This is a genomic window from Planktotalea sp. (assembly GCF_050633725.1).
Lineage (GTDB): Bacteria > Pseudomonadota > Alphaproteobacteria > Rhodobacterales > Rhodobacteraceae > Planktotalea.
The window spans coordinates 1-16,007 of the sequence record NZ_JBOEHB010000019.1; the positions used below are offsets into that span (position 1 = coordinate 1).

Below are 16,007 nucleotides of genomic sequence, written 5' to 3' on the forward strand. Positions count from 1 at the left end.
TGATACATATTGAATTGCATCATCGCCACGATCGGCTCAAACTCGGGCAGGAACGCTGCAAGAACGCCAAGTTCGTTCATTCGGCGCAGCGCGCGTTCGGGATTGCCATGCTTTAGCATCAAGTCGAGGAAAATGCGTCGCGCTTCTGGGGTGTTGCGCATTGTATCGTCGATCAGATCGAGATTGGCTTTCACCAAGAGCATCGCATCGGGATGAATGAGCATGCCAGTACGCAGGCCCTCTTCAAACAATCGCAAAATATTCAGCGGATCATTAAGAAACTCGTCTGGGTTGGATAGGGCCAGACGCCCATGAATGACAGCGTAACCCTTTTTCATGCGCGGTTTGCGGCGGAAAATCCGCTCTAGCAAAGGCGCGCTTTTGGCATGCATGGCTTCGAGCTTGGTTAGGAATATTCGCGTGAGATCGCCAACAGCGGTGGCATGACGGAAATAGTCCTGCATGAAGATTTCGACACCGCGACGGCCATTGGTATCTTTGTACCCCATCTGATCCGCGACTTCGACTTGCAGATCAAAGGTCAGTTGTTCCATCGGGCGAGCAGCAATCAGGTGCAAATGTCCGCGTACGGCCCAAAGGAAGTTTTCCGCATCTTCGAACGTTGCAAAGTCGTCGTCGGTGAAAACGCCAACGGCCACAAGATCAGCAACATCTTGGACACCGTGCACATACTTTGCGATCCAGAACAGTGATTGCAAATCACGCAATCCGCCTTTGCCTTCTTTGACATTTGGCTCAACAACGTAGCGTTGGCCGCCTTGTTTTTCGTGACGTATTTCGCGCTCTTCCAGTTTCGCCTCGATAAACTCGCGAGATGAACCGGAGAACAGGTCTTGCCAAAGATGTGTTTCTAAAGAAGCCCCAAGCGTGGCATCGCCCGTCAAGAAACGATGCTCTAACATCGCGGTGCGAATGGTGAAGTCTTCACCACCAAGGCGAATGCAGTCTTTGATTGTGCGGCTTGCGTGTCCGACCTTAAGACGCAAATCCCATAGGATATAAAGCATCGATTCGATGGCACTTTCGGCCCACGGAGTGATCTTATACGGCGTCAGAAATAGCAAATCGACATCTGATTGAGGAGCCATTTCGCCCCGCCCGTAACCGCCAACGGCGATGAGCGCGATGCGTTCTTGCTCAGTCGGGTTGGGGAGTGGATGCAAAATACGGGTCGCTACAAGAAAAGCCGTTTCAACCAGACAATCAGTTAAGAATGTATAAGAGCGGGTCATCGGACGCGCCGCGAAGGGCTTGGCGCGCAATGCATCTGCAATTGTTTTCATTCCAGATTTGCGAGCGGCCATCAAATGGGTGACGACAGCTTTGCGAATTGTCATCGCATCGGAGGCGTCGAACACACTTGCTTCGATCGCAGAAAGAACTGCGTTGGCATCAAAAATATCCTGCGCCGAGCAAATCAGATCTTCCGGCGCAGGACGTGTGAGAAGCAGTTTAGGCTTAGAAGCCCGCTCCTGCGAATTTTGTTGGGGCAGGGTCAATGATTACTACCTGTTTGTCACGCACCATTGCCACGGCAAGTGAACGTTCGTTTGTTCCATTTGGGCGCAAACGGAACGCACCAGCGACCCCTTGGAACCCAGCGCCTTGCGTCAAGGCACCTGCTGAAAGTGCCTTTTTATTACCTGCTTCTACAAGCGCGCCGATTGCCGCAATGCCATCATAAGACAGTCCCGCCAATTGGTGCGGTGCGCTGCCATAGGCTTGCGTATAACGGGCTTGGAAATTTTGGATCATTGCTTGATCAGGCATTGCGAACCAGCCGTTTTGCAAGCCCGGCAATTCGGTCGTTTGCGCGGGGACGTCCCAGCGACCCAAACCGACGTACTGAATCTTTGACGGGTTCACGCCAGCCTCTGGCAACATTTGCGCAAGAAGCGGCAAAGCCCCGGCAGAGTTTGACGTCAACACCAATGTGTCTGCGCCTGTGCTGTCCATTGCAGATTTAATTTCAGGAATTGCAGCGACAATACCGGGCTGGCTAAATTCGAACCCGTTGACCGACGCAACGGCCAACCCATTGCGGGATGCGGCCTGTTGTACGGCGTTGCGGCCAAACTGACCCTCAACATTGTTGGGATGCGCGACGAGCACTTTGGTTTTCCCTTGGCGCGCAGCAAAGCTCATCAAACGCTCTGCGGTGTTTTCAAAGGTTGGCCCAAGCACAAAGACGTTGCCGCCCGCAATGGAGGTGTTGTTTGAAAAGCTGAGGATGTTGATGTTTTGCTCGGATACCGCAACACCAGCAGCGTTTGCAGCGTCGGCAAAGAGCGGCCCAAGGATGATTTGTGCGCCGTCAGCAACGGCCTTCTGTGCCAAAGATGCGGCCTTATCTGTCGAGCCCGCAGTATCGTAGACGCGCAGGTCGATTTTTACGTTTGTAAGATCTGCCATCGCAAGTCGCGCTGCGTTTTCAAGCGATGTCGCAACTGTGCCTGCGCCCGCGCTTGACTTCGGGATGAGCAAAGCGACGCGAACTGGTTCTGATGGATCAATCGTTGGGCCAGTACCGCCCCCAACATTTGTACCACCCCCGATAGAGATCGGTTGGCAGGCCGCTAAAGATAGCGTAGCGCCTACGAAAACACAGCGTGTCAGCGCCTTGCGGGCGGAAGACAAAAAAGCAAACATAGTAAAACCCCCTGATGGACGGTCGCTTGCAAGCACCGTCGGTCAAGGGCGCATAATAAACGTCATGAAAGGCGGGTCCAGAGGTGAATGCAAAGACAGTGAAATTGGATGGCGGTTTATACTTTGTCGCAACGCCAATTGGCACCGCGCGAGACATCACTTTGAGGGCCTTGGATATACTCGCCTCTGCGGATGTGCTTGCCGCTGAGGACACACGCTCTATGCGTCGTCTTATGGACATCCACGGCATCGCTTTGGGCGAGCGTCCACTGCTGTCGTATCATGATCACAATGGGGCGCGAGCACGTCCAAAACTCATGCAATACTTGGCCGAAGGGCGCTCTGTCGCCTATGCGAGCGAGGCAGGAACACCGCTGATTGCCGACCCAGGATATGATCTTTCCAAGCAAGCCAGCGAAGAAGGGTATCTTGTTACCTCAGCGCCGGGTCCGACGGCGATTGCAACGGCACTTACATTGGCTGGTTTACCGACAGATAAATTTCTTTTCGCGGGCTTCCTCCCAAGCACAAAAGCTGCGCGGATTTCCGCGATTGAGGCTGTGCGAGAGGTTCCCGCAACGCTGGTTTTCTACGAATCGCCAAAACGGGTGGCGTCGATGTTGCAAGATTGCGCAACCGTTTTGGGGGATCGGCCTGCGGCGGTTTGTCGGGAACTCACCAAAAAATTTGAAGAAATTCGTCGTGGAAAACTCTCTGAACTGGCCGCGTCTTTTAAAGAGCGTCCACCCAAAGGTGAAATTGTCGTCGTTGTAGATCGCGCAGGGCAATCTGTTGTTAACACCTCTGATATAAAAGCGGATTTACGCGAGGCGCTTGGCAAGATGAGTGTGCGGGATGCGTCTGACGCTGTGGCGGGTGCTCATGGATTGCCGCGCCGCAAAGTATATCAGATGGCATTGGCACTAGATCGGGATGATGACTAAGCAAGTAACAGGGAAATGCGCCTATTTTTCTGGCGAAAGCGCAGAGGACCAAGTCGCAGCTTTTTACCAGCGCCACGGGCATAGTCTGGCCGCCAAGCGCTGGCGTGGGAAAGCCGGGGAAATTGATTTGATCTTCAACGCGGGCTCTGAAGTGGTGTTTGTTGAAGTGAAAAAGGCCAAAAGTTTTGCGCAGGCGGCTCAGCGCGTATCTATGCGTCAGCAGAAACGCATTTGTTTGGCGGCTGAAGAATACCTTGGAACGCTGCCAGATGGACTTTTGACACCAATGCGCGTGGATGCAGCGTTTGTGAATGGCTTCGGCGCAGTTGAGATCGTAGAAAACGCAATCAGCGCTTTCTAAGCGCGCAGCCATTGCGTCCTGCTGTGCCCTGCGCCATGTAAGCAGTACAAAGATAGCGGAGGCTGGCGCATGAAAATCGCATTCCAAATGGATCCAATTGAAAACGTCGACATCAATGCCGACAGCTCTTTTCGATTAGCAGAAGAGGCGCAAGCGCGCGGCCATCAGTTATTTTATTATGCGCCCGATAAGCTGGCGTACGAAGAAGGTCAGGTGACCGCTAAGGGGCATGACTTTACCGTTGCGCGCGTGCAGGGCGAACATGTGCAGCTTGGCCCCGAGCGTCATGTCGATCTGTCACAGATGGATGTGATCTGGCTGCGCCAAGATCCGCCGTTTGATATGAATTACATTACGACGACCCATATTCTTGATCGTGTGCATCCAGAAACCTTGGTCGTGAACGATCCAACTTGGGTGCGCAATTACCCGGAAAAGCTTTTGGTTCTCGACTTCCCTGATTTGACACCGCCCACGACAATTGCGCGCGATCTCGACACCATCAAAGCCTTCAAAGCGAAGCACGGCGATGTGATCCTAAAGCCTCTCTATGGCAACGGCGGTGCGGGTGTGTTCCGCCTTGATGAGAATGACCGAAATCTCACGTCACTGCACGAACTGTTCACAGGCTTCAGCCGCGAGCCACTAATTGTACAAAAGTTCCTGCCGGATGTGTCGAATGGGGACAAGCGCGTGATTCTTGTCGACGGCGAAGCTGTCGGAGCAATCAACCGAGTACCTGCGAAGGGCGAAACACGTTCGAACATGCATGTGGGCGGGCGGCCTGAAAAAATCGGATTGAGCGAGCGCGATCTGGAAATTTGCGCGCGTATCGGTCCGCTATTGCGCGAAAAAGGTCAGGTTTTTGTCGGAATCGACGTTATCGGAGACTATCTGACCGAAATCAACGTAACCTCCCCAACAGGCATTCAAGAGCTTGAACGCTTTGACGGGGTCAATATCGCTGAGAAAATCTGGCAGGCGATAGAGGCAAAACGCGCCTGATTAGGCGGTTTCGAAACCGGACAAGCGAAAACTCAGCGCCTCTGCGACATGCGGGGGCGCGATGTCATTGGACGCTTCTAAATCCGCAATAGTGCGCGCAACTCGCAGAACACGATGATAGCCGCGTGCGCTGAGCCCGAAACGTTCAGCGCCTTTGGCTAAGAATTCCTTGCCTTCATGGCATAGCGCTGCGGCATCTTTTAGAACATCGCCTTCAACGTCGGCATTTGTCCGCATCCAATCATGCTCTGAATAACGCGCATCTTGTCGGGCACGGGCAGCAGCAACGCGCTGGGCGACCTCATGACTTGTTTCTCCGTCGCTTGGCAGATCAAGATCCGTGAAATGAACGGGCGGGACTTCAACGCGCAGATCAAACCGATCCATAAGCGGCCCAGAAATGCGACCCAAATAGTCCTGCGCGCATAAGGGCATTTTCGCGCAAGCGCGTGCGGGATCAAAGGCATAGCCACAGCGACAGGGATTTGCAGCGGCGACCAACATAAAGCGGCAAGGGTATTTGATATGCGCATTTGCCCGCGCAATCATAACCTCACCCGTTTCAATTGGTTGGCGCAGCGTTTCGAGCACTTGGCGGGGGAATTCTGGAAATTCATCCATAAACAGAACGCCATTATGGGCGAGTGACACTTCGCCCGGCTTTGCGCTTCGACCACCACCGATGATCGCCGCCATCGACGCGGTATGATGAGGCTCGCGAAAGGGTCTTGCGCGCGAAATGCCTCCTTCGTCAAGCAAACCAGACAGGGAGTGAATCATCGACGTTTCCAGCGCTTCGAGTGGGCTGAGTGGCGGCAAAAGCGCGGGCAAGCGCGCGGCAAGCATGGATTTACCAGAACCGGGCGTTCCGACTAACAGGATGTGATGACGTCCCGCTGCTGCGATCTCAAGAGCGCGTTTGGCGCGTTCCTGTCCTTTTACATCACGTAAATCTTTGCCGTTTGATGCATCTACAACGGTGCCTGGTTGGGCTGGGGCGAGGGGGGATTGCCCTGTGAAGTGGCGAATGACGTCAGCCAAGGTTTTGGCAGCGATCACCTCTGCCGCACCAACCCAAGCTGCTTCCGAACCAGAGGCGGAGGGGCACAGCAAAGTACGTTCTTCGCGCGCCGCGGTCATTGCCGCGGGAAGCGCCCCAACAACTGGAACCAAGGCACCATTCAGCGAAAGCTCGCCCAGTGAGATTGTTCGCTCGATTTCACCCGGCGGCAAAATTTCGAGCGCGGCAAGCAACGAAAGCGCGATGGGCAGATCGAAATGCGATCCTTCCTTGGGCAAATCTGCAGGGGAGAGGTTGATCGTGATCCTTTTGGACGGAAGCGCGATAGACATTGCCGAAAGCGCAGCGCGCACGCGGTCGCGGGCTTCTGATACGGCTTTGTCGGGAAGGCCGACGATCGAGAATGCCGGTAAGCCCGGCGTCACGGCACATTGAACTTCAACGCTGCGCGCGCTGACCCCTTCAAAAGCGACGGTATAAGCATGCGCAACCATTGGGTTTCTCCGATTAACCATACTGGCCTAGCGGAGAAACCCTTTAAGAAAGGTAAACGCGAGTTAAACCAGCGCCATAAAGGCAGGCCAAGCTTCTGGATCGGCAACGGTTTTGTTGCGGCAGAAGGGATTGCAAAACCCGAAGATACGTCCGTCCATTTCCATGAAATATGCGGGCTCTTTTCCCGAATAGGGGCAGGTTTTGTTCTCAGAAGGACCGCTTTCAACAGCGCGCGCCGCAAGTGGCTTTGGCCCCGGCCAATCGGTTTGAGGATAATCTTTGCGATACCAAGGCAAATCAGGACCGTTGCCTACGCCCATCGCCCGCCACTTGCGAAATGCTGGATCAGCGAGATGCGCGGCGACATAGGCGGCGGCCTCTTCGCCAACAGGTAGCGAATAGCCCGCAATACGCCCCGCGACGGGGGCAAAGAACGCATCCGCTGCGCAATACTCACCCAAAAGCCAAGGCCCGTCACTCGTGCGGTTTGCTCGCGCATAGGCCCAAATTTTTTCCAATCTAGCGACGTCTGCAAGCACGGCATCGCTGGGGGTGCTGTCTGAATAGCAAACGCGCAAAGCCATTGGGCAATCAGAACGCAGCGCAGTAAATCCGCTGTTCATTTCAGACAGCAAGGTACGTGCGATTGCGCGCGCTTTAGGATCGCTCGGCCAAATGCCCGCCTCTGGGTGGCGTGTGTGCAACTCTTCCGCAATCGCGGCGGATTCAGATACCACGGCGCCATCGTCGCAAACCAATGTCGGCACCGTGCGCGCGACGCCAATGTCAGCCATTTGTTCGGCGACATCTTGTTGTGAAAACGGAACCATTTTGCTTTGGGCACTGATCCCAAAACGGTTAACGAGCAGCCACCCGCGAAGGGACCAGCTCGAATAGGCGTAATCGCCGATATATAATTCATAGCTCATGTTATTAAGCTATGCTCGCGTCGCTAGGCTCTGCAAACCAAGAATTGTTGCGCAACCCATCACGGACAGTGATTGATTGCGCCTGCGCGCCAAATGCCATCCTCGATCAGAACTTCGGTGACAGATAGATTGTCGATCCGTTGGGCAAACGTGTCATAGGCGCTCAATGACGTTGCGCGTTGCAACTGACTTAAGACAACGCCGAAATGACAAACCACAATGAGATCGCTTTCTGCCTGATAGAGCAAATGGTCGACTTTAGGAGAAACACGCGCCTGTAGGTCATGCCAGCTTTCACCGTTTGGTGGGGCGATATGGCCTGGATCTTCATAAAACGCACGAATGTGCTCGGGCGCTTCTTCGGACACCTCGCTAAATTGCCGGTTCTCCCAATCCCCAAAATGCATTTCACGCAGCTCTGGCGCATGATCGAAACGTTCCCTGCGGCTCGTTATAGCATTTGCTGTCTCGATAGTGCGGATCAGATCGGAGGACACAATCTTTGCGTTTGCTGGTAAATACCGATCCAATCTCGACAACGCGTCTGTGTCAGATAGATCGGCAGGTAAATCTGTCCAGCCAATCATGCCCTTTGCATGGGTCGGGCCGTGGCGAACTAGAAACAACCGTTGCACTTAGGCGGCTCCCTTTAAGAGTTGTGGCAGTCCTGCAATCACATTGAAAACCGTATCGGCATGAGCGGCCAACGCTTGGTTCAGCTCTCCTTGGGCCTGACGAAACCGTCGCGACAATGGATCAGCTGGTACGATGCCAAGACCAAGCTCATTGGTGACTACAACGCAATCAGCCTTGCAGTCGGTTAATCCTTGCAAAAGAGCGGACGTCGCGGCGATGAGATCGGTGTCGTCCATTAGGTGGTTCATGAGCCACATCGTCGCGCAATCAAGTAGAACGACGTCGGTGGGACCGCGAGGCTCAAGCGCGATTTGCGGAGCAAGCGGAGCGTCCAGAGTGGTCCAGCCTTCACCGCGCATCTCGACATGACGCGCAACCTTGCGCTCCATCTCGTCGTCCAAGACGCGAGAGGTTGCGATGTAGAAGCGAGGCTTGTCTTGAGCGATTACAAGGCTTTCTGCAAACGCAGATTTACCTGAAGCAGCGCCGCCGATTACTAGGGTTAACTTGCCTGACATCCATTTGCTCCGCGTGCTGTGATTGGGCGTGAGTAGCTTGATTGTTTGCCAAATAAAACCAGCATGGCCGCCCGCACAAGTTTCAAGTGCTTGTACCATGAGCGCGCGGCGATTACCTTATGGCAAACAATAAGTCAGGTAGGCGCATGCTTTCTTCAAAACACATCCTCTTGATTGTCGCAGGCGGGATCGCGGCGTATAAATCGCTGGATTTGATCCGCAAATTGCGCGAGCGCGGAGCACGTGTCACGCCTGTGTTGACCCGTGCAGGCGAGGAATTTGTGACGCCCCTGTCTGTGTCTGCTTTAGCTGGACACGAAGTGCATCGCGATCTGTTTGATCTCACCAAGGAAGCGGAAATGGGGCATATTCAACTGTCGCGCTCTGCCGATTTGCTGGTGGTCGCGCCGGGTACTGCTGATTTGATGGCCAAGATGGCGCAGGGGCGTGCGGATGATCTCGCATCAACTTTGTTGCTTGCGACAGACACGCCAGTTTTAGTTGCGCCGTCAATGAATGTACGTATGTGGGACCATCGTGCGACCCAGCGCAATATCGCTACGTTAAAGAATGACGGCGTTTCCTTCGTTGGTCCGAATGAGGGCGATATGGCCTGCGGAGAATATGGACCCGGTCGCATGGCAGAACCTTTGGAAATTGTAGCCGCCATTGAAAACGCCTTTGGCGAGGGGCCACTAAAGGGCAAACGCATATTGGTCACCTCTGGGCCAACGCATGAACCGATTGATCCTGTACGATACATCGCCAATCGCTCGTCTGGTGCGCAAGGCAGTGCGATCGGTGGGGCTTTGGCGCGACTAGGCGCAGAGGTGATATTCGTGACTGGACCAGCGGATGTTGCCCCGCCAGAAGGCGTAAACGTGGTAAACGTGCAAAGCGCGGCTGAAATGCTAAACGCTGTAGAAAATGCGCTGCCCGTGGATGCAGGTGTTTTTGCAGCGGCTGTTGCCGATTGGCGGGTCGCCTCTGAAAGCAACTCCAAAATCAAAAAACAAAATGGAAAGCTGCCCGTTCTCGAATTTGCCGAAAATCCAGATATTTTGGCGAAAGTCAGTCAAATGAAGGACGCACGCCCGAGTTTGGTTGTTGGATTTGCCGCCGAAACAGATGACGTGATTGCGAATGCAACGGCTAAGCGAAAACGCAAAGGTTGCGATTGGATCGTGGCGAACGACGTTTCGCCCGAAACTGGAATTATGGGCGGCGCAGAAAATGATGTGTTGTTGATTACCGAGACTGGCTCGGAGGACTGGCCGCGCATGGGAAAAGCCGCAGTTGCGGAAAAGCTGGCTCTTAAGATTGCGGAAGCGCTCTCAGCATGACCAAGACGAGATGCGATCTTTCACAATGTAACACGTGGTTAGCCAATGCGGATTGAATTTATCTGGGAAGAGGCGGCAGACACGTCGCTTGGATTGCCACTTTATGCGAGCTCGGGCGCAGCGGGCGCTGACTTGCGGGCGAATTTCCCCGATCGTGGCGAGAAGGTTCTGCAAGCAGGCGAGCGCGCTTTGATTCCGACGGGCCTGAGGCTCGCCATCCCTGAAGGATTTGAAGTGCAAGTGCGCCCGCGTTCAGGCTTGGCTTTAAAGCACGGTATCACGCTTCCCAACTCACCTGGCACAATTGACTGCGATTATCGCGGACCCTTGGGCGTCATCGTTATGAACGCGGGAAGCGAAACATTTGTGATTTCTCATGGAGAGAGGATCGCGCAAATGATCGTTGCCCCAGTGGTGCGCGCAGATTTTGAGCTGGTTGAAACACTGCCCGATACTGCGCGCGGCAGCGGCGGATTTGGCTCGACGGGGCGAACCTGATGCTTCTTGTCTTTGGGTTGTCCTGCCTGATCTTTGGCGTTGGTGCCATTTTGAAGGTGCCAAGCACAACGCGCTGGGCGCTGATCATAATCCTGTTCACAGCATCCGTGGTTGCCCTGCTGGTTCTGCCGGCTGATTCTGCTTTGACGACGCTTCTTGGCGGCTCCGCGGCCCCCTACCTTTTGCTCGCTGGTTTTTGCGCGCTCTTTGCGGTGTATCGTTGGGGTCTCACAAAGCTGCGCGCCAAAGCGAGCAGTAGCGTGAAGCCTATAGAGGAGCCGAAGAAATTGGCGTTTAGCGCAACAGAGCTTGACCGATACGCCCGTCATATCATTCTGCGGGAAATTGGTGGGCCGGGTCAGAAAAAGCTAAAACAAGCAAAAGTGCTGGTGATCGGTGCAGGTGGCTTGGGTGCGCCAGTTTTGCAATATTTGGCGGCGTCTGGTGTCGGCACAATCGGCGTCATTGATGATGATCTGGTTGAAAATGCCAATCTGCAACGGCAGGTGATCCATCGAGACGAGGATATTGGTACGCCCAAAGTGTTCTCGGCGCAAAATGCGATGCTTGCGCAAAACCCGCATATTTCAGTGCGCCCCTATCATCGCCGCTTGACCCAAGAGATCGCGGATGAACTCTTTGACGAATATGACCTGATCCTCGATGGCACGGATAACTTCGAAACACGCTATCTCGCAAATGCCGCCGCCGTCGAAAAACGCAAGCCTCTGATCTCTGGCGCACTGAGCCAATGGGAAGGGCAGTTAAGCATTTTTGATCCGGCCAATGGCGCGCCGTGTTATCAGTGTATTTTTCCCAGCGCACCAGCAGACGGACTTGCCCCATCCTGCGCAGAAGCAGGGGTTATCGGCCCCTTGCCCGGTGTTGTCGGCGCGATGATGGCGCAAGAGGCGATAAAGCTCATCACCGGGGCAGGCGCTGTTCTGCGCGGTGAAATGCTAATCTACGATGGTCTCTACGGTGAAACACGTAAAATGACTTTGAAACCAAGAGCAGATTGCCCGATCTGCGCGAAGTAGTGCCTCACGCTCTGGAAACCTTTGCTCTCGCCCCTTAGATTTGCGTCAAAGGAGAGCATTATGACCAACCCTCTGCTCCAACACTGGACAACACCGTTTCAAATCGCGCCTTTCGAGCAGATCACAGATGATCACTTTGCTCCTGCGCTGGATGAGGCGTTAGACGCTCACTCGAAAGAAATCGAAACAATTGCGGCAAATGAGGCCGCACCGACATTTGAGAACACGATCGAAGCGATGGAAGGTGCGGGTGAAAAGCTGGACCAAGTTCTGTCGGTTTTCTATTCTTTGGCAGGCGCGGATAGCACGCCAAAGCGGCAAGAGCTACAACGCGATTTTTCACCAAAGCTGTCGGCTCATAGCTCAGCCATCTATGCAAACGCGGATCTTTTTTCACGGATCGAAACGCTTTGGAATGAGCGAGACGCGCTTGAATTGAACGACGAGCAAGCCCGCGTGTTGATGTTAACGCATCGCGGTTTTGTACGCGCGGGAGCTGCGCTAACGGGTGAAAAAGAGCAAGAAATGACCGAAATCAAATCGCGGCTTGCGGTTTTGGGAACTCAGTTTGTGCAAAATCTGTTAGCAGACGAATCCGATTGGTTCATGCCTCTGTCTGAACAGGCGCTCTCCGAGTTGCCTGATTTCGTCCAAGATGCCGCGCGCGCTGCGGGAGAAGAGAAAGAGGCAGGCAGTCCGGTTGTGACGCTTTCACGTTCGCTTATCGTGCCCTTTCTTCAATTCAGCCCACGCCGCGAGTTGCGCGAAAAAGCCTATAATGCTTGGGCCGCGCGCGGCGCGAATGGGGGCGAAACAGACAATCGCGGTATTGCTGGAGAGACTTTGAAGCTTCGCGAGGCGCGTGCGCGTTTGCTTGGGTATTCCGACTTTGCCCATTACAAATTGGAAACCGAAATGGCAGGCACGCCTGACGCAGTGCGCGATCTGTTAATGAAGGTTTGGGAACCAGCGAAGAGCCAAGCAACCAAGGATGCTTTGATCCTCGAGCAAATGCTCCATGCGGACGGCATTGACGGCCCATTAGAGCCTTGGGATTGGCGGTATTATTCAGAACAACGCCGCAAGGCCGAGCATGATCTGGATGAAGCAGAGCTCAAGCCTTACCTACAACTTGACCGTATGATCGAGGCGAGCTTTGCATGTGCAACGCGGCTTTTTGGTTTGGAGTTCACGCCACTTGATCTGCCGCTCTACCATCCTGATTGCCGCGCTTGGGAAGCAACCAAGGATGGCGAGCATGTTGCCGTGTTTATTGGCGACTATTTCGCACGAGGGTCTAAACGCTCTGGGGCGTGGTGTTCCGCGATGCGCGGACAAGCGAAAAAGCCCAAAGCGCAATCGCCAATCGTTATAAATGTATGCAATTTTGCTAAACCACCTGCTGGCAAGCCCGCTTTGCTTAGCTACGATGACGCGCGCACCCTGTTTCACGAGTTCGGACATGCGCTGCACCAAATGCTCTCGGACGTAGATTATGAAAGCGTGTCCGGCACCTCGGTCGCACGCGATTTCGTTGAATTGCCAAGCCAGTTATACGAGCACTGGTTGGAGGTGCCCGAAGTATTGTCAGAGTTTGCTATTCATGCGGAAACAGGAGAGCCGATGCCGCAAGATTTGCTCGACAAAGTATTGGGTGCGGCGACCTATGACATGGGGTTTGCAACGGTTGAGTATGTTGCCTCGGCCTTGGTCGATCTTGCATTCCATGAAGGCAGCGCGCCAGCCGATCCAATGCAGCGGCAAGCCGAGGTACTGGCAGACATTGGCATGCCTCATGCAATCGGAATGCGCCATGCGACACCGCAATTTGCGCATGTTTTTGCAGGGGACGGCTATTCCAGCGGATACTACAGTTACATGTGGTCTGAAGTAATGGACGCGGATGCCTTTGAAGCCTTTGAAGAGGCGGGCAGCGCCTTTGATAGCGATACGGCCCAGCGGCTGGTTGATACTGTCCTAAGCTCTGGTGGTTCTCGGGACGCAACCGAACTTTACATGGCGTTCCGAGGACGCATGCCCGGCGTAGATGCGCTGCTAAAAGGGCGCGGCCTCGCAGCTTAAACGAACTGTGTTAACCTTGCTCTACGTTAAGGTTAACGCACTCTGTTTCCTCTCTCCGACAAATATCCCCGCCGGAGGCTCCCACCGCTTCAAAGGGGGAGGCGCTCCAATTTAAAGCCCATCGTTTCAAGAAGCGATAAAACGCCTTGCTCGCCACCCAAATGCCCAGCACCAACTGCGACGGATATTTGGGTTCTTGTCTTTAGGGCTTCAAGCATGACAGGCATCCACGCGAGGTTTCGCTTCGTCAGTAAATTGGCTTCCATCCTGTCAAAAAGATAACCAAGTCTGTCCGGAGATTCCCCCTCTATCTGCAAAGCAACCGAGCGCGAAATCTCCCAAGCGAGCAGAGCTTGTTGATCAAAATACGCGGCAACGACTGTCTCTAAGGCATCCAGACTCTGATCGGCTGTTTCCAATCCAAGCAACATCAATTCGATCTGCTGCTCGAGCGGATCATCGTTGAAAATTTGAAAAAGGGTGTCATGGGGCTCTAGCCCCCGCACTTCGACATCGGCGTCTAAAGCGACGTTTTTGAGGCGATGATCAAGCCCTTCCGCGCCTCCGTTTTGCATTTGCGTCAGCAAACAAGGAGGCATTCCGAGCATAACGGAAAGATACCAAGGTTGAAAACGTGATCCAAGAACGGGCGGAATGCCGCGCTGTTTCATGGCGTCAGCAAGTCGCGCCCAGTCATCTTCGACGAGCAGTTCAGGCAAGGTTGCACCGTCAAGGAACATCAATTCGGGTCGTGTTGCTAGTTCTGTTTTCAGTGCGGCCTCTTCTTTGGGCCCTGCTTCCAACAGAAGAAGATCTGAGGTTTCAATCACTCCAGCAAGCCGCTCGGTTATTGGGGTTAGGCGGGGGTCACTCAGGTGAATGGTTCCAATAATATGGATAACCTTACCACCGCGTATCGCGCGCCAGTGATTGCCTTCAGCAAAAGGGGCATCTGCCGCGCGCTTTTGGGCTTTTTCAAGCTGCGCCGCTGGCATGCTTGTTCTTAAATCCGTGCCTTCGCACGCGCCGCTCGCACTAGCAGCGCCGCTGAAAGCGCAGAAAAGGCCTGTCAGAAATGCTTTGATATACTGATCGATTTGCATGTTTTTCTTCTTGTTTTGTTTATACGGTTCACTCTTAACGGTTAGCAAATCGACGAAAAGAAATTTCTTTGTCATCTTTGTGTTGACTCACTCTCTCGCCATTCCTAACTATGCGTCGTTATCACTCGTCATGTGTGAGTGCTAACGCCTCGTTAATGCCTTCGGGCAGGGGCCAGAATTGAAACCCTTTGAGCTTAAGGAGCTACAAAGATGGCATTGAAACCGCTTCACGACCGCGTGTTGGTTCGCCGTACAGAAGGCGAAGAGAAAACTGCTGGCGGACTAATCATCCCAGATAGCGCAAAAGAAAAGCCTGCTGAGGGCGTAATCGTTGCTTCCGGCGACGGCGCACGCAAAGACAGCGGCGAGCTGATCGAAATGGCTGTAAAAGACGGCGATCGCGTTCTGTTCGGCAAATGGTCTGGCACAGAAGTTTCCGTCGACGGCGAAGAGCTGCTGATGATGAAAGAGAGCGACATTCTGGGCATCCTGTCCTGATCGGACGCACCCCCAAATTCGCACTATCTAACCCTTATTTCTAGGAGCATTCATAATGGCTGCTAAAGACGTAAAATTCGACACAGATGCCCGCAATCGCATGCTGGCAGGTGTCAACATCCTCGCGGATGCTGTCAAAGTAACACTCGGCCCTAAAGGTCGTAACGTTCTTCTCGACAAATCTTTCGGCGCACCGCGCATCACGAAAGACGGTGTTTCTGTTGCTAAAGAGATCGAGCTTGAAGACAAGTTCGAGAACATGGGCGCACAGATGGTTAAGGAAGTTGCTTCCCGTACCAACGACGAAGCGGGCGATGGCACAACAACTGCAACAGTTCTGGCACAAGCGATTGTTCGCGAAGGTCTGAAATCCGTTGCGGCTGGCATGAACCCAATGGACCTCAAGCGCGGCATCGACACAGCGACTGCAAAAGTTGTTGAAGCGATCCAAGCTGCGGCACGTCCAGTATCCGATTCTGACGAAGTTGCTCAGGTTGGTACAATCTCTGCAAACGGCGAAGCGGAAATCGGTCGTCAGATCGCAGACGCGATGCAGAAAGTCGGCAACGAAGGCGTTATCACTGTTGAAGAGAACAAAGGTCTTGAGACAGAGACTGACGTTGTTGAAGGCATGCAGTTTGACCGCGGTTACCTGTCACCATACTTCGTGACAAACCCGGACAAGATGACTGCAGAGCTTGAAGACTGCATGATCCTGCTGCACGAGAAGAAGCTTTCTTCTTTGCAGGCAATGGTTCCACTGCTCGAGTCAGTGATCCAGTCCCAGAAGCCACTTTTGATCATTGCTGAAGATGTTGAAGGCGAAGCGCTTGCAACTCTGGTTGTGAACAAACTGCGCGGCGG

The 16,007-nt window shown here is 53.8% G+C and carries 16 protein-coding genes; 9 read left to right on the plus strand and 7 right to left on the minus strand.

Annotated elements, in window-relative coordinates; genetic code table 11:
- Together ACRBCU_RS14805 and ACRBCU_RS14810 are read right to left on the minus strand one after the other, a co-directional pair.
- Positions 1-1,520: nucleotidyltransferase domain-containing protein (locus tag ACRBCU_RS14805; protein ID WP_431366163.1), on the minus strand; the 1,520-nt coding region annotated here is incomplete at its 3' end.
- Complete coding sequence (locus ACRBCU_RS14810; RefSeq protein WP_431366164.1) at positions 1,480-2,670, minus strand: penicillin-binding protein activator; 1,191 nt, start codon at positions 2,668-2,670, stop codon at positions 1,480-1,482. The genes ACRBCU_RS14810 and ACRBCU_RS14805, both read right to left, overlap by 41 nt.
- 83 nt (positions 2,671-2,753) lie before the next feature.
- On the opposite strand from ACRBCU_RS14810, the gene rsmI reads away from it, so the two are divergent.
- The 3 genes from rsmI to gshB all read left to right on the plus strand — a co-directional run bounded on the left by rsmI (position 2,754) and on the right by gshB (position 4,980).
- Positions 2,754-3,614 carry a 16S rRNA (cytidine(1402)-2'-O)-methyltransferase gene (gene rsmI, locus ACRBCU_RS14815; protein WP_431366165.1) on the plus strand — a complete coding sequence of 287 codons (861 nt, stop codon included), beginning with the start codon at positions 2,754-2,756 and terminating at the stop codon, positions 3,612-3,614.
- Positions 3,607-3,975: a YraN family protein gene (locus tag ACRBCU_RS14820; RefSeq protein WP_431366166.1), complete on the plus strand. Its 369-nt coding sequence runs from the start codon at positions 3,607-3,609 to the stop codon at positions 3,973-3,975. Before rsmI ends, ACRBCU_RS14820 begins: the two co-directional genes overlap by 8 nt.
- 69 nt (positions 3,976-4,044) lie before the next feature.
- Positions 4,045-4,980 (plus strand): glutathione synthase, encoded by a 936-nt coding sequence (gene gshB, locus ACRBCU_RS14825; RefSeq protein ID WP_431366167.1) that lies wholly within the window; start codon positions 4,045-4,047, stop codon positions 4,978-4,980.
- Here gshB and ACRBCU_RS14830 read toward each other — a convergent pair whose 3' ends face one another.
- From ACRBCU_RS14830 to cobU, 4 genes are all read right to left on the minus strand, one after another.
- The gene (locus tag ACRBCU_RS14830; protein ID WP_431366168.1) at positions 4,981-6,495 is read right to left on the minus strand and encodes a YifB family Mg chelatase-like AAA ATPase; all 1,515 of its coding nucleotides are present in this window, start codon (positions 6,493-6,495) and stop codon (positions 4,981-4,983) included. It abuts the gene before it with no gap.
- Between the two features lie 63 nt (positions 6,496-6,558).
- Positions 6,559-7,425: a glutathione S-transferase gene (locus tag ACRBCU_RS14835; RefSeq protein WP_431366169.1), complete on the minus strand. Its 867-nt coding sequence runs from the start codon at positions 7,423-7,425 to the stop codon at positions 6,559-6,561.
- Between the two features lie 59 nt (positions 7,426-7,484).
- On the minus strand, positions 7,485-8,060 hold the full coding sequence (locus tag ACRBCU_RS14840) for a histidine phosphatase family protein (RefSeq protein WP_431366170.1): 576 nt from the start codon (positions 8,058-8,060) through the stop codon (positions 7,485-7,487).
- Entirely contained in the window at positions 8,061-8,579 is a 519-nt protein-coding gene (gene cobU, locus ACRBCU_RS14845; RefSeq protein ID WP_431366171.1) for a bifunctional adenosylcobinamide kinase/adenosylcobinamide-phosphate guanylyltransferase, read from the minus strand.
- Between the two features lie 146 nt (positions 8,580-8,725).
- Between cobU and coaBC the strand changes: the two genes are divergently transcribed.
- The 4 genes from coaBC to ACRBCU_RS14865 are packed head-to-tail and all read left to right on the plus strand — an operon-like array spanning position 8,726 to position 13,542.
- A complete protein-coding gene (coaBC, locus tag ACRBCU_RS14850; protein ID WP_431366172.1) occupies positions 8,726-9,922 on the plus strand; it encodes a bifunctional phosphopantothenoylcysteine decarboxylase/phosphopantothenate--cysteine ligase CoaBC in 1,197 nt (398 codons plus the stop codon).
- Between the two features lie 45 nt (positions 9,923-9,967).
- Positions 9,968-10,420, plus strand: a complete 453-nt coding sequence (dut, locus tag ACRBCU_RS14855; protein ID WP_431366173.1) for a dUTP diphosphatase — start codon at positions 9,968-9,970, stop codon at positions 10,418-10,420.
- On the plus strand, positions 10,420-11,460 hold the full coding sequence (locus tag ACRBCU_RS14860) for a HesA/MoeB/ThiF family protein (RefSeq protein ID WP_431366174.1): 1,041 nt from the start codon (positions 10,420-10,422) through the stop codon (positions 11,458-11,460). The genes dut and ACRBCU_RS14860 overlap by 1 nt, the downstream gene beginning before the upstream one ends.
- Positions 11,461-11,520: 60 nt before the next feature.
- A complete protein-coding gene (locus ACRBCU_RS14865; RefSeq protein ID WP_431366175.1) occupies positions 11,521-13,542 on the plus strand; it encodes a M3 family metallopeptidase in 2,022 nt (673 codons plus the stop codon).
- 89 nt (positions 13,543-13,631) lie between these two features.
- On the opposite strand, the gene ACRBCU_RS14870 is transcribed toward ACRBCU_RS14865, so the two are convergent.
- The gene (locus ACRBCU_RS14870; protein WP_431366176.1) at positions 13,632-14,645 is read right to left on the minus strand and encodes a TraB/GumN family protein; all 1,014 of its coding nucleotides are present in this window, start codon (positions 14,643-14,645) and stop codon (positions 13,632-13,634) included.
- A gap of 210 nt (positions 14,646-14,855) precedes the next feature.
- Between ACRBCU_RS14870 and ACRBCU_RS14875 the strand changes: the two genes are divergently transcribed.
- Positions 14,856-15,143 carry a co-chaperone GroES gene (locus tag ACRBCU_RS14875; RefSeq protein ID WP_431366177.1) on the plus strand — a complete coding sequence of 96 codons (288 nt, stop codon included), beginning with the start codon at positions 14,856-14,858 and terminating at the stop codon, positions 15,141-15,143.
- Positions 15,144-15,198: 55 nt separating this feature from the next.
- Positions 15,199-16,007: chaperonin GroEL (groEL, locus tag ACRBCU_RS14880; protein WP_431366178.1), on the plus strand; the 809-nt coding region annotated here is incomplete at its 3' end.